General features: G+C 38.2%; 18 protein-coding genes. 16 read left to right on the top strand and 2 right to left on the bottom strand.

What is annotated here, in order from left to right; genetic code table 11:
- The first annotated feature begins 119 nt into the window (after window positions 1-119).
- From AC4G3K_RS08210 to AC4G3K_RS08135, 16 genes are all read left to right on the top strand, one after another.
- Window positions 120-908: an HAD family hydrolase gene (locus tag AC4G3K_RS08210; protein WP_491076663.1), complete on the top strand. Its 789-nt coding sequence runs from the start codon at window positions 120-122 to the stop codon at window positions 906-908.
- Between the two features lie 349 nt (window positions 909-1,257).
- Window positions 1,258-2,946, top strand: coding sequence for a DUF6044 family protein (locus AC4G3K_RS08205; RefSeq protein WP_491132995.1), 1,689 nt, complete (start codon window positions 1,258-1,260; stop codon window positions 2,944-2,946).
- 14 nt (window positions 2,947-2,960) lie between these two features.
- The gene (locus tag AC4G3K_RS08200) at window positions 2,961-3,959 is read left to right on the top strand and encodes a glycosyltransferase family 2 protein (RefSeq protein WP_491132994.1); all 999 of its coding nucleotides are present in this window, start codon (window positions 2,961-2,963) and stop codon (window positions 3,957-3,959) included.
- Window positions 3,960-4,660: 701 nt separating this feature from the next.
- Window positions 4,661-5,602, top strand: coding sequence for a S66 peptidase family protein (locus AC4G3K_RS08195; protein ID WP_491132993.1), 942 nt, complete (start codon window positions 4,661-4,663; stop codon window positions 5,600-5,602).
- Window positions 5,589-6,671, top strand: a complete 1,083-nt coding sequence (locus tag AC4G3K_RS08190) for a mandelate racemase/muconate lactonizing enzyme family protein (protein ID WP_491076667.1) — start codon at window positions 5,589-5,591, stop codon at window positions 6,669-6,671. The genes AC4G3K_RS08195 and AC4G3K_RS08190 overlap by 14 nt, the downstream gene beginning before the upstream one ends.
- 15 nt (window positions 6,672-6,686) lie before the next feature.
- Window positions 6,687-7,607: a C40 family peptidase gene (locus tag AC4G3K_RS08185; protein WP_491132992.1), complete on the top strand. Its 921-nt coding sequence runs from the start codon at window positions 6,687-6,689 to the stop codon at window positions 7,605-7,607.
- A 304-nt stretch (window positions 7,608-7,911) separates the two neighbouring features.
- Complete coding sequence (locus AC4G3K_RS08180; protein ID WP_491076669.1) at window positions 7,912-8,415, top strand: cation:proton antiporter regulatory subunit; 504 nt, start codon at window positions 7,912-7,914, stop codon at window positions 8,413-8,415.
- Complete coding sequence (locus AC4G3K_RS08175) at window positions 8,416-9,654, top strand: cation:proton antiporter (protein ID WP_491076670.1); 1,239 nt, start codon at window positions 8,416-8,418, stop codon at window positions 9,652-9,654. It begins immediately after the preceding gene.
- Window positions 9,655-9,998: 344 nt separating this feature from the next.
- On the top strand, window positions 9,999-10,607 hold the full coding sequence (locus tag AC4G3K_RS08170) for an alpha/beta hydrolase (RefSeq protein WP_491132991.1): 609 nt from the start codon (window positions 9,999-10,001) through the stop codon (window positions 10,605-10,607).
- Window positions 10,608-10,622: 15 nt separating this feature from the next.
- On the top strand, window positions 10,623-11,237 hold the full coding sequence (locus AC4G3K_RS08165; protein ID WP_491076672.1) for a flavin reductase family protein: 615 nt from the start codon (window positions 10,623-10,625) through the stop codon (window positions 11,235-11,237).
- A 266-nt stretch (window positions 11,238-11,503) separates the two neighbouring features.
- Window positions 11,504-14,482: a YhgE/Pip family protein gene (locus AC4G3K_RS08160; RefSeq protein ID WP_491132990.1), complete on the top strand. Its 2,979-nt coding sequence runs from the start codon at window positions 11,504-11,506 to the stop codon at window positions 14,480-14,482.
- A gap of 102 nt (window positions 14,483-14,584) precedes the next feature.
- A complete protein-coding gene (locus tag AC4G3K_RS08155; protein WP_491076674.1) occupies window positions 14,585-15,136 on the top strand; it encodes a glycerol-3-phosphate responsive antiterminator in 552 nt (183 codons plus the stop codon).
- 185 nt (window positions 15,137-15,321) lie between these two features.
- Window positions 15,322-16,161 carry an MIP/aquaporin family protein gene (locus tag AC4G3K_RS08150; protein WP_491076675.1) on the top strand — a complete coding sequence of 280 codons (840 nt, stop codon included), beginning with the start codon at window positions 15,322-15,324 and terminating at the stop codon, window positions 16,159-16,161.
- Window positions 16,162-16,221: 60 nt separating this feature from the next.
- Window positions 16,222-17,715 carry a glycerol kinase GlpK gene (gene glpK, locus AC4G3K_RS08145; RefSeq protein ID WP_491076676.1) on the top strand — a complete coding sequence of 498 codons (1,494 nt, stop codon included), beginning with the start codon at window positions 16,222-16,224 and terminating at the stop codon, window positions 17,713-17,715.
- Between the two features lie 168 nt (window positions 17,716-17,883).
- Window positions 17,884-19,554: a glycerol-3-phosphate dehydrogenase/oxidase gene (locus AC4G3K_RS08140; protein ID WP_491076677.1), complete on the top strand. Its 1,671-nt coding sequence runs from the start codon at window positions 17,884-17,886 to the stop codon at window positions 19,552-19,554.
- A gap of 140 nt (window positions 19,555-19,694) precedes the next feature.
- Window positions 19,695-20,759, top strand: coding sequence for a lactonase family protein (locus AC4G3K_RS08135; RefSeq protein ID WP_491132989.1), 1,065 nt, complete (start codon window positions 19,695-19,697; stop codon window positions 20,757-20,759).
- Window positions 20,760-20,806: 47 nt separating this feature from the next.
- Here the strand turns inward: AC4G3K_RS08135 and AC4G3K_RS08130 are convergent, their stop codons facing one another.
- Together AC4G3K_RS08130 and AC4G3K_RS08125 are read right to left on the bottom strand one after the other, a co-directional pair.
- Window positions 20,807-20,986 carry a hypothetical protein gene (locus AC4G3K_RS08130; RefSeq protein ID WP_491076679.1) on the bottom strand — a complete coding sequence of 60 codons (180 nt, stop codon included), beginning with the start codon at window positions 20,984-20,986 and terminating at the stop codon, window positions 20,807-20,809.
- A 128-nt stretch (window positions 20,987-21,114) separates the two neighbouring features.
- Window positions 21,115-21,663, bottom strand: coding sequence for a TlpA family protein disulfide reductase (locus AC4G3K_RS08125; protein ID WP_491132988.1), 549 nt, complete (start codon window positions 21,661-21,663; stop codon window positions 21,115-21,117).
- Between the last annotated feature and the right edge of the window lie 122 nt (window positions 21,664-21,785).

The following is a 21,785-nucleotide window of genomic DNA, read 5'->3' as shown; positions in this document are numbered from 1 at the left end:
CAGTGGTAAATCTAGTACAGGTATAAAGGGTATTCATTCCAAAATCAAATAGAAAGCCAGTGCAGTGGATTAAGCGATATAAATGAAAAAGTTATGGATGGAAGTCGGAGGAATCGATAATGGTAAAGGCAATCATGTTTGACCTCGATGATACATTGTTATGGGATCAGAAAAGCGTGCAGGAAGCTTTCCATGCAACCTGCAAACTGGCTCAGGAAAGATATCGGATAGATCCAGAGCAGCTTGAGGCATCTGTCAGGGAAGAAGCTATTAAATTGTACAGCTCGTATGAAACATTCCCTTTCACACAAATGATTGGAATTAATCCTTTTGAGGGATTATGGGGAGATTTTCAGGATAGCCATGAGCAATTCCAGAGGATGGCTCGAATTGTGCCGGTCTATCGACAAGATGTGTGGACGAATGGGCTGAAAGCATTAGGGATAGATGATGCGCATTTTGGACAAATATTGGCAGATACGTTTCCCGAGGAAAGAAGAAAACATCCATTCATTTATGAAGATACCTTTGAAGTGCTGGACCACTTGAAGGGAAAATACAAACTCCTTTTATTGACAAATGGATCACCGCAATTACAAACAACCAAGCTTGAAATAACACCTGAAATAGCTCCCTATTTTAATCATATCGTGATATCGGGAGATTTTGGACAGGGTAAACCGGCTCCCGAACTATTTGATCATGCTGTTAAGTTAATGGATGTTGAAAAAAAGGATATTCTGATGGTCGGGGATAATCTCATGACAGATATACTCGGTGCCAATAGCGCAGGTATTCAATCTGTATGGATAAATCGCCATCAAAAAACAACCGATCAGGTAAAGCCTGCTTATGAAATTAAAAAGCTGACAGATTTAATTCAGCTGCTAAATGAAATCCAGTCATAAGATTTATATATATAAAAGATAACAAAACTATAAAACCAGTTCAGTTGATGAGCTGGTTTTTTTGTGTACTTTTTAGAGTCATAGAAACAAACAGCTAAATTTGTGCCTATCTTTTGACGAAAGTTTACGAAAGGTAGCGGAAAGCTGAGAGAAAGTAGAGCTTTCGTGCATCTCTCTATATTTGCTATATAACGCCTGACCCCTGTAAGAGGGAGGATTTCAATATCCATATTATCCCAACCATTCCTTGACAATGAATATTTAAACAGATACCATAAAAACATTGTTATAATTTTACAATTATTGGTAGGTTAATTTTAAATATTTCTTGAAAAGTCGGTGTATAGCAGTGGGGGAATTAAGAAATAAATGGACTGGGGAAACTAAATTATTGACCGCTGCGTTAGTGTTACTGATCATTTTTTTGTCCCCGATGTTTATCCTTGGTGAAAATTCGCATATACGGGTACATGACAACTTAGATTCCAACATTACGTGGTATAAGGTCCTGAAGGATAATCAAATGCTGTTCGGCCCAATTAATGAGACCATTCCTCAAATTATCAATGGTTTGCCGAGGAACTCGATTGGAACTGAATTTAGCGGAATTGAGTGGCTTCATTATTTATTGCCATCTATGACTGCGTATTCAATCAGCCAGACCATCACAAGATTCTTTGCCTTCCTAGGGATGTATCTTTTACTTAAAAAGCATTTTATTCGAAAAGAGGAGCACGGTTTTATCCGTGTGTTTGTTGCACTGGCCTTTGCTTTGACGCCATTTTGGCCATCGGGAATGCTGGCTACCTTAGGCCATCCGCTAGCTTTGTATGCATTTTTAAATATTAGAGGAAGAGATAGTCGGTGGACAGATTGGCTTATTCTTATTCTTCTGCCGTTCTATTCAAGCTTTGTATTAGGATTCTTTTTCTTCCTGGCAGCTATGGGATTACTGTGGCTATATGATTGGATTAAGAAAAAAGATCCGAATTGGGTATTTTTCGGCAGCATCGCCTTAATGACTTTTATTTACTTATTGATCGAATATCGCTTGGTGTATTCTTTGGTTTTTCCTGAGGAGCCAAATAGCCGAGATGAATATTTCAGTTCTGCTTTAGGATTTGCCCGATCAACCCGTCTCATTTTTAAAAACTACATAATTGGACATAATCATGTATTAACGCTTCATCAATATATTATTTTACCACTATCATTTATAGCTTTATGGATTATTTATCGAAACAAGCTTTGGAAAAGTGAAAAACATTATGTGCAGTTGTTTATCTTGAATTTTATTTTGTCAGCGTGGTATGCATTTTGGTTTTATGAGGGATGGGCATCCTTGAAAGAACAAATTTCACTTTTAAATAATTTCAATTTTGCCCGTTTTCATTTTCTGAGACCGTTGGTTTTATACGTATTGTTTGCTCTGTCCTGCCGTATTCTTTGGAAATATGGAGGGGGATGGAAGCTTTTATCTAAAGGGGCCATTGTTGCTCAGTTGATTGTCTTATTTATGTACAATCCGGAGGTGTATTATGGAAGGCTTGATGCACCGACATTCAAAGAATTTTATGCTGTTGACCAATTTACTGAAATCAAAGATTATATTGACAAACCTCAGGATACATACAGAGTGGTAAGCATCGGATTACATCCAGCCATTGCTCAGTATAATGGCTTCTATACTTTGGATACGTATAACAATTACTATCCATTGGCATACAAGCATCAGTTCCGAGAAATTATTGCGGCAGAGCTTGATAAGAATGCCCAGCTAAAAAAATATTTTGATAAATGGGGCGGCCGTTGTTATATTTTCGTGGATGAGCTTGGAAAGAAGTATGACTATAGGAAAGATTCTTCGAAAACAATTAAAAAATTAGAGTTGAATACGTACGTCCTGAAAGAAATGGGCGGTCAATATATTATCTCAGCTGTACCTATTTTGAATGCAAATCAGAATAACCTTGAATTGATGGATATCTTTGAGCATGAGGATTCAGCGTGGAAGATCTATCTCTATCATGTCTTGTAAAGGAGTTAATCATAATGAATCTGCCTGTATTAACGATCGTTGTACCTTGTTACAATGAACAGGAGGTATTATCTAAAACATCAGAAGAGCTTTCATCCATCTTAAAAGAGTTACTGAATTCCCGATCCATTTCAAATAGAAGTGCGATTTTATTTGTGGATGATGGCAGTGTAGATGATACTTGGGATTTAATACAAATGGAGAGTATACAGAATAGATTTGTAAAAGGTCTGAAATTAGCTGGCAATGTGGGTCATCAAAATGCATTGCTTGCTGGTCTCGCAACGGCTGGGAAGCATTCTGATTGTGTCATCTCCATTGATGCTGATTTACAGGATGATATTCATGTCATAAAAGAGATGGTTGAAAAATATAATCAAGGATACGATATTGTCTATGGGGTCAGAGGTCAGCGGAAAACGGATACCTTATTCAAGCGTACGACAGCACGCAGTTTTTATCGGATGATGGGTAAATTGGGAATCAAACTAATTCCCAATCATGCTGATTTCAGATTAATGAGCAAGCGTGCATTGGGGGAACTGTTAAAATATAAGGAACGTAATTTATTCTTAAGAGGGATGATTCCTATGATTGGCTTTTCTTCTACTGAAGTATTATATGATCGGAAGGAAAGAGAAGCAGGGGAGTCTAAATACCCCCTAAAGAAAATGATATCTTTTGCGCTGGACGGTCTAACATCCTTTAGTGTGGCACCTATACGCTGTGTTACCTATATTGGCTTTCTGACGCTGTTTGTCAGTGTGGTCGCAGGTAGCTATGCACTGGTTCAAAAAACATTGGGGAATACACAATCTGGCTGGACTTCCATCATGATTTCGCTGTGGATTATTGGAGGCTTACAGTTGATCGGTATTGGAATAGTGGGAGAATATATTGGAAAAATTTTTAAAGAGGTTAAACAAAGGCCTATTTACGCCATAGATGTGGACAACTATACGGAAGATCAAAAAAATGAAACTGAACAGGAAAATGAATATAAATCTCGTTAAGTTCCTGATTCAAGAGCCATCGTTTTTCGGACTATATACGTATAAATAGGTTTGAAAGCAGGATGAAAAATAAAAGAGGCGGTATGTTGTTACACATTATTTACAGCTATATGGGTATTGGGTGATTATTTTATTTTACGGATTTGTAGGAATTCCTGCGTCTGAAGAAATGTTTATTATTTTAAATGGTGCCTTTGTTGCTGAGCAAAATTTTAATTTCAACTGATTTAATAGTGAGGCCCTGCTAGGTGCCAATATTGGATGTTATTTACCTGTGGTGGGATATCCATTTATTTATTTGGTGTACAAAGTTGTTTAAACAAAAGTATTACCTATCTGAGTCGGAATACTCTTGTGCATCAGTTTACCAATTGATTCTAACCATTTTGCTTGCTAATGATAAGATATCCTTAAGTAGGAATAGCGCAATCAAGTATTTGGGGAACTTTTAAAGAAAAAAATTACAACCTAATTTATTAGATAATTCAAAAAACTTAAGGTTAATATTGTATAGTTATAGGTAGATTGTTTATTGAATAGGATCGATTAAATTAACATACATATGATTTGTAGGATGTTCCTTATGATGAAGATACAGACATAGTTTCTTATAGTTAAAGATTGGTATCAGGGATCAATCATACAGTAATTTTAAAAGGATGTTCAATGGAGCATCCTTTATTTATGGGGGAGTGAGAAGAATGCCGAAACAACTTAAACCAAAACGGATACAAAAAGGAGATATGGTCGGGGTCATTGCTCCTGCAAGTCCTCCAAATAAGGAAACACTTCAAAAAGGGCTATCTTTTTTGGTACAGGATTTAGGGCTATCTGTAAAAATGGGCAACCACCTCTATAAAGAATATGGCTATCTTGCTGGAGAAGATGCGGAGCGAGTGGAAGATCTTGAAGCGATGTTTAAGGATGAAGAGGTGAAAGCCATCATATGTGCTTGTGGGGGATACGGGACGGCGCGAATCGCAGAGGCCATTAATTATGAAGTAATCAAAAACAATCCAAAGATCTTTTGGGGATACTCTGATATTACATATCTGCATACGGCAATCCGCCAGAAAACGGGATTAGTCACCTTTCACGGGCCTATGCTTGCATCTGATATAGGCAATGACGATGTCCACTTACGATCAAAAGAATCTTTTAAACAATTATTTAAAGCAGGTCAGGTCATGTATACAGAGGAAATATCACCTTTACATACATTTGTCGAGGGAGAGGCGGAAGGAGAATTGGTGGGTGGTAATCTATGCTTGCTAACATCAGCCTTGGGGACTCCCTATGAAATAGATACAAAAGGAAAGATTCTTTTAATAGAAGATATTCATGAAGAGCCAAGGAATATTGACCGCTATTTAAATCAATTATGGTTGGCTGGAAAGTTAAATGGAATTGCTGGTTTGGTTATTGGTGATTTTGCGGATTGCGAGCCAAGTAGTAAGCAGACACTGACTTTGGATGAGGTATTGTCCCATTATATTAACCTAATCAATAAACCTGCTATAAGTGGATTTAAAATTGGCCATTGCAACCCACATGTTGGAATACCTCTTGGTGTGAATGCGAGGATGAATACAGTGGAGAAGACACTTATAATTGAGAGCGGGCTAGAAAATGAAAATTACTAGTATTGAAACGTTCCGTATTCAAGTTCCTTTATTAAAACCCTTTAAAACGGCATTGCGGGTCGTGAACACAGCCGAATCAATCTATGTAAAAGTTCAATGTGACAATGGATTGATTGGGTGGGGAGAAGCCCCCGCGACAGCCGTTATTACAGGGGATACATTACATTCAATAGATACGGCCATCGAAGAGTATTTTAAGCCTTATTTAGTAGGGAAAGATATATTGAATTTTGAAGAGATCTTTCATGATCTATCCCTATTAATGACTAGGAATTCTAGCGGGAGGGCAGCCATTGACATGGCCATTTATGATTGTCTGGCCCAAAATAGTAAGTTGCCATTATATCAGTATTTAGGTGGCAGCAGCTCTCGGCTTGAAACGGATTTTACGGTAAGTGTGGATGCACCTGGAACAATGGGTGAGGAGGCCTTGAGTTATGTAAAAAACGGATTCTCTATTTTAAAAGTTAAAGTGGGTCTCGGAGACATAAAAGAGGATATTTCCAGGGTGAGAGAAATCAGAAGATGTGTAGGGGACGAAGTTACGATTCGACTGGATGCAAACCAGGGATGGACAGCGAAAGAAGCGATTCAAGCGATTCACCATATGGAGGATATGGGCTTACAAATCGAATTGGTGGAGCAACCAGTGAAAGCAGATGATTTGGAAGGGCTCAGACAGGTGACCCATCATGTGGATACGTTTATTATGGCAGATGAGAGTGTGTTTACTCCAAGACAGGCATTAGAAGTGATTCGTACGCGCAGCGCTGACCTTATTAATATTAAATTGATGAAAACAGGCGGAATTTTTTACGCGCATCATATTAATCAATTAGCTGAAGCAGCTGGGATGGAATGTATGATGGGCAGTATGATTGAAACGCATTTAGGGATAACGGCAGCTGCCCATTTTGCTGCAAGTAAACGCAACATTACCCGTTATGATTTTGATGCTCCTCTCATGCTATCCCGTTCCCTGATTGAGGGGGGAATTCAATATAACGGCAGTACATTTACGTTGCCGGAAAAGGCGGGCTTAGGTATCGGGCAGGTTCAGTTGAAGTAAGAGTGGAGGTTCATAGTGGCACACGATGGTAAAATAATGAGCGTAAATGTAGCAGTAGCCACCGTTTGGACTACTAACCAGTCATTTAGAGCGTTAGTGGATAGACCAGCCATTAGCCATCCGGTACGATTCGAAGAATGGCTTCTATCTATGAACGAAGCCGAGCAGCTTGATTTATGTGAATCGAACAGAATTCAGACTCAATTATTATTTGGGGAACAAGTTTTATTGCTGGAATGCAAAAATGACTGGGGATCTATCATTGCTATCGAGCAGTCCACTGGAAAAGATTCGAGAGGATATCCGGGTTGGGTGCCTTTGTGCCAATTAGAAAATGATGTGCCATTTTCAACTAAAACCGTTGCGGTCATAACGAGTAAAAAAGCTTTCCTTTCATTCGAGAAATCAAAAGAAACACTATTGCTCAGTTATCAAACAAAATTGCCATTTTTAGGTGAAAAAGCTGGACAGATTCAGGTGGGAACCCCGTTAGGTACTGGGTTTTTACAAAAGAATGATACAACTTTATTCAACATACATGAAACAAGAAAACTGGGAAGCGGTACGGACATTGTTACATGTGGAGAGCAATTTATTGACCTCTCCTACTTATGGGGCGGAATGAGCAGTTATGGCTATGATTGTTCTGGTTTCGTCTATACAATGTGTAAGGCAAACGGTTATCTAATTCCGCGTGATGCGAGAGAGCAGGCAAAGTATGGGAAAGAGATTCCGGTAATTGAAGTGCAACCGGGTGACTTACTCTTCTTTGCATACGAGAAAGGACAAGGAGCCATTCATCATGTGGGGATCTACTATGGAAATGGCAGACTTCTTCACTCACCGCATACAGGAAAATCAATTGAAATCATCGAGATGGAAGGGACTGTATATGAAGAAGAGCTATGTATGGCGAGACGGTACTGGACAGAGTGATGTCAATAAATGAATAGTAAAAAGGAGTCTCTGTTGCAATAATAAAATGAACCAAATGAGGATGTCTATTCTGTTATTTAGACGGTGACAATCGTATTAATTTAGTAAATAGTTAGCCCATTTTAGGTTAGAAACATGTAAATTATCAGGTTCATACCCAATTTACCGAACAGATAGATTAGTTTGATAAATCATATGATTTGAAAATATTTGTGAAAAAAGATACAATTTAATTATAGAAAATGAATGAAGAGACCTATAAAAATAGGCCTCTTTTTTTTATAAATTGGAGGAGGGAATTAGAGTGAGAATACGCGAGAGTGCCCTGCCGGGTATAGGGCAGAAGTTTGAAATCATGACAAAGGAAGATGAGAAGATCGTTATTATTGTGCATGATGATGGAAGAAGGGATATGTATCATTATGATTTTGATGATCTGGATGAAAGTATTTCCAGTGTGACGCTCGATGATGCTGAATCCAGACAAATTGCGGCCATATTAGGTGGTATGGTTTATAAACCGCAAGCAATTGAATCCATTGAATTGGCTTTGGACGATTTAAAAATAGAGTGGGTCAAAGTTAAGAAGAATTCTAAGCTTGCAGGCAAAACGATTGATGAAAGCAATATTAGACAAGAGTTTGCTGTAAATATCATCGCTATTTTGCATAAACCTAATAAGAAAATATTAAATCCAGGGCCTTCTTCTATTATAGCTGCCGGGGACACCCTTGTATTATCAGGAGACCGTAAAGATGTTAATGCCTTTATGAAGCAAGCTCTCTTTGCTGAAGGGGAGTCGTTATAAGTGGATCATATGATTTTTGAAGTTGGAACAGCCCTGGTGCTTGTTGCTATTGCGGCTGTCCTCGCGGGTAGACTGAAATTTTCTATTATTCCTTTCTTAATCATCTTAGGAATGTTGGTAGGACCGCAAGCACCAAAAATAGGTATTATTGATTTGCGATTTATTGAAAGTGCCGAGATAATCGAATTTATGGGTAGAATGGGCATTCTTTTCTTGCTATTCTATCTTGGATTGGAATTCTCAGTTGGCAAGTTGATTAAATCAGGTAAATCTATAGTGGTCGGCGGAACCATCTATATTTTAATAAACTTTACTTTAGGTTTCTTATACGCATTTATTACAGGATTTTCCATTTTGGATGTCTTAATCATTGCAGGAATTATCACCATATCATCAAGTGCGATTGTTGCTAAAGTACTTGTTGATCTCAGAAGAACAGGGAACACTGAGACCGAATTGATTCTGGGTATTATTATGTTCGAAGATATCTTCCTGGCTGTCTATCTTTCTATTATCTCAGGATTAGTATTAGGTGATTCCACTTCTGTCAGTTCTACATTAATCTCCGTTTTAATTGCCTTTGGGTACATGTTGTTATTTTTTATCATGGCAAGAAAAGCTACACCTATTTTAAACAAACTATTAAATATAACCTCGAATGAAATTTTTATCATTGTCGTTTTTGCTACTCTCTTCTTTATTGCAGGATTTTCCGAGACAATCCACGTTGCGGAAGCCATTGGGGCATTACTTCTAGGTTTAGTTTTTTCTGAGACTGAACAAAGTGATCGTATTGAAAAGCTTGTCGTACCATTCAGAGATTTCTTTGGAGCTATCTTTTTCTTTAGTTTTGGATTAAGTATAGATCCATATACACTTGGCGGAGCAGTTTGGTTTACACTCGGTGCTGTTATTTTAACGGTACTCGGAAACTTTATTGCCGGTATGATTGCAGGCCGCAAATCGGGACTATCACATAAATCCTCTGCGAATATCGGTTTGACGATTGTATCAAGAGGTGAGTTTTCTATTATACTAGCCAATATCGGAATCGCCGGCGGGCTTTCTGATATGTTAAAACCTTTTTCGGCGTTATATGTATTAATATTGGCCATACTTGGTCCTATATTAACCAAGAACTCTAAAACTATATTTAAACAGCTAAATAAGCTATTTAAGTGGACTGTACCGAAAGAAGATAAAAAAAGACTAAGAGAAGGTTTAGATGAAAATTTGTAAATCATATTCTGGTTTTACATGAAGAAGGTCTTGATCAATGTTATTTAAAAAGTTGATCAGGACCTTTTGCTTGGTTATTTCCAAGTGATCCATCCAATGATTAAATAGTTAGAAAAACAAATTGAAATAAATGGAAACGTATATTTTAAAGCCACCATCATTTATTTTAATTTTGTAATAAATTGAGTTGTATAATATACTAGTTTCAAGATAATTTTTATGGTTATACTTCTAAGAACGATCTTTGTTTTGTGGAATTTTAAACCTGTTAGTGTAAGAATGAAATGGATTCATAGAGAAAAAAATCGGACGCTTCATGATCATGATTTGGGGGGGATTTAAGCATGAGAGACTTATTCTTTAAAGGGATTAATTCGAAAATACCGACACTTTTTATGCTGCATGGTACAGGTGGAACAGAGAACGACTTGGTGCCGATTGCAAAAATGATCTCACCAGAATCCTCCATATTAAGTGTCCGGGGGAATGTTTCAGAAAACGGAATGCCAAGATTCTTTAGAAGATTGGCAGAAGGTGTCTTTGATGAAGAAGATTTACGATTTCGCACAAAGGAACTAAGTGATTACTTAGATGAAGCTTCTGTTAAATATGGTTTTGACCGTGATAACATTGTAGCTGTTGGTTATTCTAATGGAGCTAATATAGCAGCCAGTATGCTGTTCCATTATCAAAATACATTTAAGGGGGCCATTTTGCATCATCCAATGGTTCCAATCAGAGGATTAAAGCTACCCGAAATGACAGAGCTCCCAATCTTTATTGGTGCTGGAAAGAATGATCCGATTTGTTCATCAAAAGAAACTGAAGAATTAGATAAAATGCTGCGGGCTGCCGGTGCCCATGTAACAGTACACTGGGAATATAATGGACACCAGCTGACACAGTCAGAAGTAGATGCTGCAGTGTCGTGGTTTTCTCAAGAGTTTCGATAAAATGGAGATGATAAAATGATATCTTTAAATCCAGCCGAAATGAGCGAACGAGAGAATTATACATTTTTAACAGGAGCAATCATTCCAAGACCTATTGCCCTTATATCTACCATATCTAACGAAGGAACTATAAATATTGCACCTTTTAGTTATTTCACTATTGTCAGTTCAAATCCTCCGCTGATTGCTGTATCAATCCAGCGAAAGAACGGTGAAAGAAAGGATACATCAAAGAATGCAATTGATTCAGGAGAATTTGTCGTTCATATAACCGATGAGGATAATGTGGAAGGCGCAAATTGGACAGCTGCAGAATTGCCATCGGAAAAAAGTGAGCTTGATGGGTCACCTTTTCAGATAATCGATAGTGTCAGTGTCAGAGTTCCGGGCCTTACTCCTGCTAAAATACGGATGGAATGTACAATTCATAAAGTCATTCCACTAGGAGGGCATACAGCTGAAGATGCTGGTTGTGATTTGTTAATAGGAAATATCGTTCTCTATCATATAGATGAATCTATTTACAAGGATGGTATGATCGATACAGAATCACTTAAGCCGGTTTCGCGACTTGCTGGACAAAAATATATGAAGGTCGGAGAACAATTTGTTTTAGAAAGACCTAAATGATAGATGATTTAACTTCCCACTACGAATAGGGAAGTTTTTTTTGTATTATGGTTCAAAATAATCACTCTCGATATGTTTATTTTAATTAACGTCATAATTTTTTTCTTATTAACATTAGAAATAGTGCGATATATTTAGGTATTTTACAAAATTTTTAAATTATGAGAAGGAGTTTGACTAAATATTCAGAATATATACCTATATAAGAGTGGTTGCGCTTACATAACCGCTTTTATATAAATAAATCGGACAAGTGGGGGTAATACATGAACGCTTTAGGTAACAAGAATCGGATGTCAGAATTAAGCCGTAAGAGAGGTTTTTGGGTAGCATTAATTGCCGTTTTACTGGTGCCATTAGTTTATGGTCTTATTATGTTGACACCAAGTTGGGGACCATATGATAATCTATCAAACTTACCGGTCGCAGTTGTGAATAACGATGCAGGTACAGTAACAGATGGTAAGGAAATAAATGTAGGAAGAGACTTGGTTGCCAAACTTAAAGCAGGAAATGATCTGGGATGGAGATTTGTGAGTAAGGAACAAGCAACACGCGGACTTAATGATAATGAATATTATATGGTTATTGAAATTCCAGAAGACTTTTCGCAAAAGGTATCGACGGTAATGGACGAAAATCCAGTGAGACCTGAACTAAAGTATACCCAGAATGAAGGATTGCATTTTATAGCGGCAACTGCAACGAAAACAGCTATAGGAACAATTAAGGAGCAGTTGGCTGATACAATCACAGCCACCTATACAAGTACAGTTTTTGCCCAGCTTGGTGAAGTGGCGGAAGGATTTAAATCCGGCGCAGAAGGTTCAACAAAGCTCCATGAAGGTTCTGTTAAACTTCAGGAAGGTACTGGAACCCTACTAGATTCATTAACAACAAAAACAGGAGATATTCAAAAACTGGCAGACGGGTCAAAGCAAGTCGAACAGGGGCTCGGTCAATTGAATGGAACAATGGCAGGGAAATCCGCTGATATCGCAAAATTAGCCGATGGAGCAGCCCAGGTCAGTAATGGCTCCGGCCTTATTTATTCATCCGTAAGTGGTAAGACCGGTGATATTAATACGCTTGCAGATGGGGCGAAGCAGGTTGAAGATGGTGTGGGCCAGTTAAACAGTACAATGGCAGGGAAATCAGCTGATATTGCAAAACTAGCGAATGGAGCAGCTGATCTCAGAGATGGATCCGGCTTAATTCATTCCACAGTAAGTGGGAAGTCAGCTGAAATTCAACAGCTGGCAGATGGATCGAAGACAATAGAAGATGGATTAGGGACCTTATCAGGAACATTTGGTGGGAAGGCGAAGGATATTGAGGCACTTGCAAAGGGGACTCAAGAGCTAAAAGCTGGATCTAATACTCTGTATAATACGATAGATGATAATACTAATAGCATCAATGAATTAGCAGTTGGTAGCGAAACTTTATATAATGGAACAATAGCAACACAAGATGGGTCAAATGCAATATTAAATGGTTTAAAGGGTGTCCAAAGCGGTATTGAAAATAAACTTCTTCCGGGAAGTGAAAAATTATCAACTAATTTAGACAGTGTGGAAAATGCCACACAACAATTTTCTGATGGTGCAACAAATTTGAAAAATGGTATTGCTGAGCTAGTACAAGAATTAGAAAAGTTGCGTCCTGGTATTACTGAAACTAAAGATATCCAAGCATTAATTCAAGGTTCTGAGAATCTATCTAATGGCTTAGCAAAGATGAATCAACAAATTCCGGCATTAGCTGCTGGAGCTAAAGATTTATCATTAGGTTTATCTGATGCAGTTATAGACAAGTCTAAGGGTGAAGTTGGGTTATTGAATGGAGTAAATAGTCTGGTAGTTGGCCAAACAGATTTTTCTAACAAGTTAGTAGATTTAGTAGACGGAGCAAAGAAAGTTAAAGATGGAACAAATCTAATTAATACAAAATGGGGAGAGCTTAAGGACGGTGCTGGGAAATTAAACAATGGCCTCACCACAGTAGCTGCCGGAAATCAATCAGTTAACGATGGCTGGAAAACAGCAGTTACCGGTTCTAGACAGCTTTATGAAGGATCCAAGCAAGTATCAGCAGGTACTGGGTCAGTCAATAGCGCTTGGGGAACTTTATCATCATCTTTAGGCACGTTGAATAATGGTGCTGTCCAAGTGGCAGATGGTAATGCTACTGTAAATGCTGGCTGGAAAACTGCGGTAGATGGATCCAAACAGCTATATGATGGTTCTAAGCAAGTGTCAGCAGGTACGGCAACCGTGAATAATGCGTGGGGAACGCTATCTACATCTTTAAATACGTTGAATAATGGTGCTATCCAAGTAGCAGATGGTAATGCCACGGTGAATGAAGGCTGGAAAACAGCTGTTGATGGATCCAAACAGTTACATGATGGCTCTAAGCAAGTGGCAGATGGAAATGCAACTGTAAATACGGGCTGGGGAACCATGAAAGATGGGGTAACTGAAATTGATAACGGTGTCGGTCAAATCAAAGACGGGTCCCTAGAATTGTCAAGCGGTTTAGGTGATGGGGCCGAAAAAACATCTGGCATCAATGCAACCGATGATACGATTAAAATGTTCTCTTCTCCGGTTGAACTGGTAGATTCAAAAATTAACAGCTACCCATATTATCGTTACGCAAATGCACCATATATTTTATCATTAGCATTATTTGTAGGTGTGTTATTAATGACATTAGTTGTTGGGGTTAGAAAGCCGGCGGATGCTGCGGCTGTGTCTGGCTTCGCATGGTATGCAAGAAGATATGGATTACTCGCTTTATTGGTGGCAGGTCAAGCCATTCTCCTTTCCGTCTTTACCATTTTCTTTATAAATTCAGGGGTTGCGAATAGTCTGTTCCTCATCTTGTTTGCTGTATTGGCGAGTATATCATTTATGTCGATTGTATTCTTCCTGGCTATGCTTGCAGGCAACATTGGTTTATTTATAGGTGTGGCACTTCTCGTCATGCAGCTATCTACGACGGGCTCTGCCTTACCAATCGATATGCTTCCTGAATACTTGCGTAATCTAAGTAATTTCTTACCGATGACGTATTCTATTGCGGGCTTCCGTGCGTTAGTATCACTCGATGACTTCGGTATGATGTTTGCTAATGGAGTAATACTGGTAGTGTTCCTGGTTCTATTTGCTGGTCTTTCTGCTGGTCTATCTTTTTTCAAAAAGAATGAATCAGCAGATGATCCAGAATTAGTCTTGTAAATAATAATGTTAATCCCTTTTAGTAGAAGAATGCAAAAATTAATTGTATTCTATATTGAATGGGATTTTTTTTGAATAAGGGGTCCGGACGGGAGAGATAAGATGAATCAAAAAATATTACCGGCAACTTCGACTATGAAGGACTTTGAAAAGTTTTTACAATCAGGATTTAAAACAGGGGTTATTTTAGATACTCATCTTGGACAAATCAAACATATTACGCAAATGGCCAAGATGGCTAATAAACAACTGTTTTTTCATGTTGATTTGATCAATGGACTTAAAAGTGATGAATATGGTACTCAGTATCTTTGTCAGGAATTTAAACCATATGGTGTCATATCCACAAAATCAGCGGTTATTCAAGAGGCAAAAAAGCATCAGGCAATTGCTGTACAACGAATCTTTATGATTGATAGCCATGCGCTCGAGCGCAGTTATAGGATGGTCAGAAAATCACAGCCGGATTATATTGAAGTTCTTCCGGGTGCACTTCCAAACATGGTTAAAGAAGTGGCGAAAGAAATCAATTTGCCGATTTTTGCAGGGGGATTAATCAGAACCGTTGAAGAAGCGAAAGAAGCACTTGCAGCTGGAGCTGTGTCTATAACTTCGTCCAAAAGAGAACTTTGGCAGTATTTTGCAGGGGAATAAGTCATATTCCCTATTTTTTTCATTTTATTTGACAGCGTTTACAATTAGATTTACACTTTGTTTAAGTTAATAAGTATGTGAAAGACATGGAGACACAGGTGGCCGTATTCCTAATAGCTAGGAATATTTTGGTAGTGCTGTATCTCCATTTTTTTCTTCATTTCATGAAAAGGGAGATGGAAGCAATGACACCATTCTGGGGTGAATTAGTAGGAACAATAATTTTGATTGTTTTTGGAGCAGGGGTGTGTGCCGGAGCCAACTTAACTAAATCTTATGCAAAAGATGCTGGATGGATTGTTATCACCATAGCTTGGGGTCTTGGTGTTACATTAGGCGTGTTTGCGGTCGGCGGTATTAGCGGTGCTCATTTAAATCCTGCTGTTACAATTGGTCTTGCATTTAGTGGAGATTTTGCTTGGGCAGATGTACCTGGTTATATATTAGCGCAAATGATTGGGGCAATTATTGGAGCGACACTTATTTATTTACAATACTTACCGCATTGGAAAGTAACTGAAGATCCAGGGACAAAATTAGGTGTTTTCGCAACTGGTCCCGCTATTCCACATACATTTTCAAATTTACTTAGTGAGGTAATAGGAACATTTATCTTATTGCTTGGCCTGCAATTTATTGGAGCGAATGATTTTACGGAAGGCTTAAATCCATTCGCAGTCGGTCTTTTAATCGTAGGAATCGGTATGGCTCTTGGGGGGACAACTGGGTATGCCATCAATCCGGCACGTGACTTGGGTCCGCGTATTGCACATGCGATTCTTCCGATAGCCGGGAAGGGACCGTCTAATTGGGGGTATGCATGGATTCCAGTTGTAGGGCCTATTCTTGGCGGATCCTTGGGTGCTTTGTTCCATAAAGCGGTCTTCAATAATACGTTGACAGGAGCTTTCTGGGCAGTATTAGCTGGCACTGTGGTTATCCTGGTAATCGCTTATTTTATGACTAACAAAGATTCAGAACTAGCATTACGACAGGCTAATAATCCTGCAAAAGCGAGGTTATAAGTTACTAACTTTATAGAAATCGATTATAATATAAAAATTAGTAGATGGGAGATGAAAAAAATGGAGAAATATATTTTATCAATTGATCAGGGGACAACTAGTTCCAGAGCTATTTTATTCAATAAAAAAGGGGAAATTGTACATAGTGCTCAAAAGGAATTTACGCAGTACTTTCCTAAGCCGGGCTGGGTGGAGCATAATGCCAATGAAATTTGGGGTTCAGTGCTGGCTGTAATTGCAGGCTGTCTATCAGAATCAGGTATAGAGGCCACAGATATAGAAGGAATTGGAATTACCAATCAGCGTGAAACAGCAGTAGTTTGGAACAAAGAGACAGGTCAACCTATTTATAATGCGATTGTATGGCAATCCCGCCAAACAAAAGATATATGTGAGGAATTGAAAAATGCTGGCCATAATGATCTTTTTCATACCAAAACTGGCTTATTAATAGACGCCTATTTTTCGGGGACAAAGGTTAAGTGGATCCTGGATAATGTGGAAGGGGCCCGTGATTTAGCCAATGAAGGAAAATTATTATTCGGAACAATCGATACCTGGCTTATCTGGAAGCTATCCGGCGGTAAAGCACACGTAACGGATTATTCAAATGCGTCAAGAACGATGATGTACAATATTTATGACCTTGAGTGGGATGATGAATTATTGGAGATATTGAATGTTCCGAAATCCATGCTTCCAGAAGTGCGTCCGTCCTCTGAAGTATATGCACAAACGATTGATTATCACTTCTTTGGTAAGAGTATCCCAATTGCAGGTATTGCTGGTGACCAACAGGCAGCATTGTTTGGACAAGCATGCTTTGAAAAAGGAATGGCTAAAAATACGTATGGAACAGGCTGTTTTATGCTGATGAATACGGGTGAAAAACCAGTTAAATCAGAAAAAGGATTATTGACGACTTTAGCCTGGGGATTAAATGGTAAAGTGGAATATGCACTGGAAGGAAGTATCTTTGTAGCTGGTTCCGCTATCCAATGGCTGCGCGACGGATTAAGGATGCTTAAGGATGCTGCTGATAGTGAGACCTATTGCCGGGCAGTGGACTCTACGGATGGAGTCTATGTAGTTCCTGCCTTCGTAGGTCTCGGAACTCCATATTGGGATAGTGATGCAAGAGGAGCAGTCTTCGGTCTGACAAGAGGGACTACAAAGGATCACTTTATCAGAGCAACCGTCGAATCATTGGCCTATCAAACAAAAGCTGTCATTGATGCAATGGAAGAGGAATCTGGAATTGAGTTGAAAACATTGCGTGTCGATGGGGGTGCAGTTAAGAATTCGTTCTTGATGGAATTCCAAAGTGATATTTTAAATGTACCTGTTGAAATACCGAAAATTAACGAAACGACTGCACTTGGAGCTGCTTATTTAGCTGGACTTGCTGTTGGTTTTTGGGAGAACCAGGACGAAATTGCTTCCCAATGGATTATCGACAAATCATTTGAACCTAAAATGGACCAAGAGAAACGTTCTGAACTGGTTGATGGTTGGGAAAGAGCGGTTGCAAGTACAAGAAGCTTTAAATCATAATTTAATATAGTAGAATTTTCTTCAAAAGATGATATACTGAAGTTAAGTTAATAATTGGTTAGAGAAATCGAGAGGCCACGAGTACATTCCTTTAAAATAGGGTAATGTATTTTGTGGTCTCTTTTATTTACATATAGATAGGTTTATCAACAGAGGAGGAATAAGGGTATGGGTTTAAATAGTTTTAATAGACATGAATATAAAAGTAAATTACAGAATACACATTTTGATGTTCTTGTTATCGGAGGAGGAATTACCGGAGCAGGGATTGCTTTGGATGCCGTTACGAGAGGGATGAAGGTTGGACTCGTTGAAATGCAGGATTTCGCAGCCGGTACATCAAGCCGTTCGACTAAGCTGGTCCACGGAGGATTGCGCTATCTAAAACAAATGCAAGTAGGAGTAGTGGCAGAGGTTGGGAAAGAAAGAGCTATCGTGTATGAAAACGGCCCTCATGTGACTACACCTGAATGGATGTTACTGCCTTTCCATGAAGGGGGTACATTTGGTAAATTTACTACCTCCATTGGATTGCGTATGTATGACCTTCTTGCTGGAGTAAAAAAAGAAGAACGCCGCACGATGCTAACAGAAGAAGAAACGATTGAAAAAGCCCCACTGGTTAAAAGAGAAGGGTTAAAGGGCGGTGGCTATTATGTTGAATACAGAACAGATGATGCCCGCCTGACAATGGAAGTTATGAAAGAAGCGTTCGATCAAGGAGCCAGCTTGCTGAATTATGCCAAGGTAGAGGATTTAATCTATGAAAATGGAAAGATTGTTGGTGTGAATGTAAAGGATATGATGGACGGGGGTACCTTCCAGATTAAAGCGAGAAAAATTATTAATGCGACTGGTCCATGGGTAGATTTTATACGTGAAAAAGACCATTCGAAAAAAGGGAAAGTACTGCAGCTTACTAAAGGTGCACATGTAGTCATTGACCAGTCCCGTTTCCCACTGAAACAAGCGGTTTATTTTGATACACCAGATGGAAGAATGGTCTTCGCAATTCCACGTGAAGGTAAAGCCTATGTTGGAACAACAGATACATTTTATGATCAAGATCCGATAAACCCGAAAATGACAGATCAAGACAGGGATTATATATTGGATGCCATTAACTATATGTTCCCTTCCGTTAAAGTAACCAAAGAGGATGTTGAATCCAGCTGGGCTGGTGTTCGTCCTTTAATCAGCGAAGAGGGAAAAGATGCTTCGGAAATTTCCAGGAAAGATGAAACTTGGATATCTGATTCTGGATTAATTACCATTGCAGGCGGCAAATTAACAGGATATCGAAAAATGGCAGAAATGGTATTAGATTTGGTAGCTAAACAATTCAGAGATGAAGGGTATAAACATTTCAGCAGCTGTTATACAGAAAAAATGCCAATATCCGGAGGCCGGGTTGGCGGTTCATCAAAATTTAATTCCTATATAAGCAAAACAAAAGAAAAAGCAGTCGGCACTGGATTATCAGATGAGGAAGCAAGAGAGATTATTTCAAAATATGGATCCAATGCACCACTCCTTTTTGAAATAGCACGCAAAAATAAAGAAAAAGCTAAAGAGATTGGTTTGCCATTATCAGTGTTCACAAAATTGTGCTATGCGATTGAATATGAATTAGCGTATACACCACTTGATTTCTTTAATCGCAGAACGAGTATGATTTTATTCGATATTGCACATGTACATGAATATAAAAACCAAGTGATTTCCTATATGAAACAAGTCCTGCACTGGACGGATCAGCAGACAGAAGCTTATACAGAAGAGCTTGAAACTGAGCTGCATGATGCAGCTCATCCGGAATCTGAGCCAGTTATGAACTAAAGCGAATACAAGCAAGATTCCCACAATCCATGAAATATCGGTTGTGGGGATTTTTTTTGAGATTCAATATCTTGAAAAAAGGGAATAGAGAAGAAGCAGAAAACTAATAGATGGATTATCATGAATCGGGGGCAGATAAGATGAGTAATATAAAGAAAAACTCTCAACAGGAATGGATGATTTATACGGGCTCCTATGCAGATGAAAGCAGTGCCGGAATTCATTTATTCAAATTGAATCTAAAAGAAAATAAGCTGAATCTAATCGAGAAATATACGGGGATAGAAAACCCCTCATATTTGGTTATAAATAAAGCTCAAACACATTTATATGCGGTAAGTGAAGTAGAGTACGGAATGGTTGTTTCCTACGCGATCAATCGGCAGACAGATCAGCTAAGGGAGCTGAATCGAAAGTCGACTAATGGTATGGCACCTTGTTTCGTGAGTCTTAATGAAAACAACGATTGTTTATACATCAGCAATTATGGCGGCACAGTAACAAAGATAGCTATCCAGGAGGATGGATCACTTGGAGAACATACTATAACAAATCAACATATCGGATCAGGGGTTTGGGCAGATAGGCAGGATGCTGCACATGCTCATTCTATCGTACCTGTACCGGATTCATCTGTTGTAGTAGCAGCTGATTTAGGTACCGATAAACTTTATATGTATGATGCAAATGATTTTACCAGTATGGGGGAAATATCTACTATTCCGGGATCAGGCCCAAGGCATTTTGCATTTCACCCGACAATGCCTATTATGTATGTCATCCAGGAATTAAGTAATACGGTCGCTGTATTTGAACTAAATGAACAGTATATTCCGGAGTCCTTGTTAGCTGTCATTACTACTTTGCCAGATGATTATAAAGATGAAAATACGGCAGCTGATTTGCATATTACCCCTGATGGTCAATTCCTATATGCCACGAATAGAGGACATGACAGTATTGTCACATATAAAGTATCAGAATCAGGTATTCCGGAGATTATTGCTTTCACACATACTGAGGGAGAAGGCCCTAGGAATTTTACATTAATAGCTGAAGAGAAAGTTATTATTGTAGCAAATGAGCAAACTGATTCATTAGTATTATTTGAAATCAATAAGGATGGGATTCCAACTTATACAGGAAATAGCGTACCTTTACCGAAACCTGTTTGTGTTCAGGCAATAGTAAGAAAAAGTGAATGATGCCCAATAAAAAAAGCTGGTTTGGATTAGTCCATACCAGCTGTTATTTAATTGGATTGTTCTTTTATGGATTGTCTATAGGCTGTAAAGATTCCTAAAACTATGATTGCCATTCCACCGTTTGTCATGGAATATTGTATGTCCCATTGACCCGTATACAGATTTTTAATAGACAATAAGCTGATTAGGACAAGCATCAATGTAATTAAAATATTGTATGCCTTCATTCGTGAAACAACACCCCTTGATTTAGAATTAAGCTTTATATAGATTTCATTATACTATGCATTTTCTGGAAGTATAAGTAAAATTTTGTCTTATTTGTGTTTTTTAAGTATATTTATAAATTAGAACATTAATTTATCGTTTTGATCATGTTTTCTATATTTTTCTTTTCTAAAGGTCCAATGATGCGTTTATGAATAAAACCGTTAGTATCAATGAAATAACTAGTTGGGATGGTCATAATCCCATATATTTTTGCGATATTACCCGATTGGTCAAGTAATATAGGATATTTAATCTTATACATATTTTGGAAAGATTTTACGACTTCATTGTTTTTCTCTGCATGGGTCATATTAATGCTCAATACAGTGATATTCTCTTTTTTATGTTCCTTATAAAATCCATTTAGATCTGGTATCTCAGATTTGCAGGGAGGACACCAGGATGCCCAAAAATTTAACAGAATCTTTTGACCGCGATAATCAGAGAGACGAACGTTTTGACCGTCCATCGTCTTTAACTCAAAATTCGGTGCAGATTGGCCTTCTTTGATGCCTGTTTGAGTCATTACCGTAATGGATTCCTCGGATAAAGGCTCTTTGTGAAACGTAATGTAAATAAAAAAGACAATGAATAGAATGAATGGTAAGAGGAAAACTAGTTGGTTTTTTTTCAATGTAAGCGTCACCTACCCCTTATGGTTTATATGTTCGTTTTAGTTAGTAGAAAGTATTTACTAGTCATGAAAAAAATAATCATTAATATCAAAACGTGTTACATTGTTTATAAAAATATGAT

Source organism: Bacillus sp. z26 (genome assembly GCF_058313635.1).
Note: the sequence above shows the minus strand (reverse complement) of the source record. Positions and strands in the feature narration are given on the sequence as shown.

Bases quoted from the DNA above. Each gene is read 5' to 3' on its own strand.
- AC4G3K_RS08210 (WP_491076663.1), top strand. From the start codon at position 120: ATGGTAAAGGCAATCATGTTTGACCTCGATGATACATTGTTATGGGAT.
- AC4G3K_RS08200 (WP_491132994.1), top strand. From the start codon at position 2,961: ATGAATCTGCCTGTATTAACGATCGTTGTACCTTGTTACAATGAACAG.
- AC4G3K_RS08195 (WP_491132993.1), top strand. From the start codon at position 4,661: ATGCCGAAACAACTTAAACCAAAACGGATACAAAAAGGAGATATGGTC.
- AC4G3K_RS08190 (WP_491076667.1), top strand. From the start codon at position 5,589: ATGAAAATTACTAGTATTGAAACGTTCCGTATTCAAGTTCCTTTATTA.
- AC4G3K_RS08170 (WP_491132991.1), top strand. From the start codon at position 9,999: ATGAGAGACTTATTCTTTAAAGGGATTAATTCGAAAATACCGACACTT.
- AC4G3K_RS08165 (WP_491076672.1), top strand. From the start codon at position 10,623: ATGATATCTTTAAATCCAGCCGAAATGAGCGAACGAGAGAATTATACA.
- AC4G3K_RS08160 (WP_491132990.1), top strand. From the start codon at position 11,504: ATGAACGCTTTAGGTAACAAGAATCGGATGTCAGAATTAAGCCGTAAG.
- AC4G3K_RS08155 (WP_491076674.1), top strand. From the start codon at position 14,585: ATGAATCAAAAAATATTACCGGCAACTTCGACTATGAAGGACTTTGAA.
- AC4G3K_RS08150 (WP_491076675.1), top strand. From the start codon at position 15,322: ATGACACCATTCTGGGGTGAATTAGTAGGAACAATAATTTTGATTGTT.
- glpK (WP_491076676.1), top strand. From the start codon at position 16,222: ATGGAGAAATATATTTTATCAATTGATCAGGGGACAACTAGTTCCAGA.
- AC4G3K_RS08140 (WP_491076677.1), top strand. From the start codon at position 17,884: ATGGGTTTAAATAGTTTTAATAGACATGAATATAAAAGTAAATTACAG.
- AC4G3K_RS08135 (WP_491132989.1), top strand. From the start codon at position 19,695: ATGAGTAATATAAAGAAAAACTCTCAACAGGAATGGATGATTTATACG.
- AC4G3K_RS08130 (WP_491076679.1), bottom strand. From the start codon at position 20,986: ATGAAGGCATACAATATTTTAATTACATTGATGCTTGTCCTAATCAGC.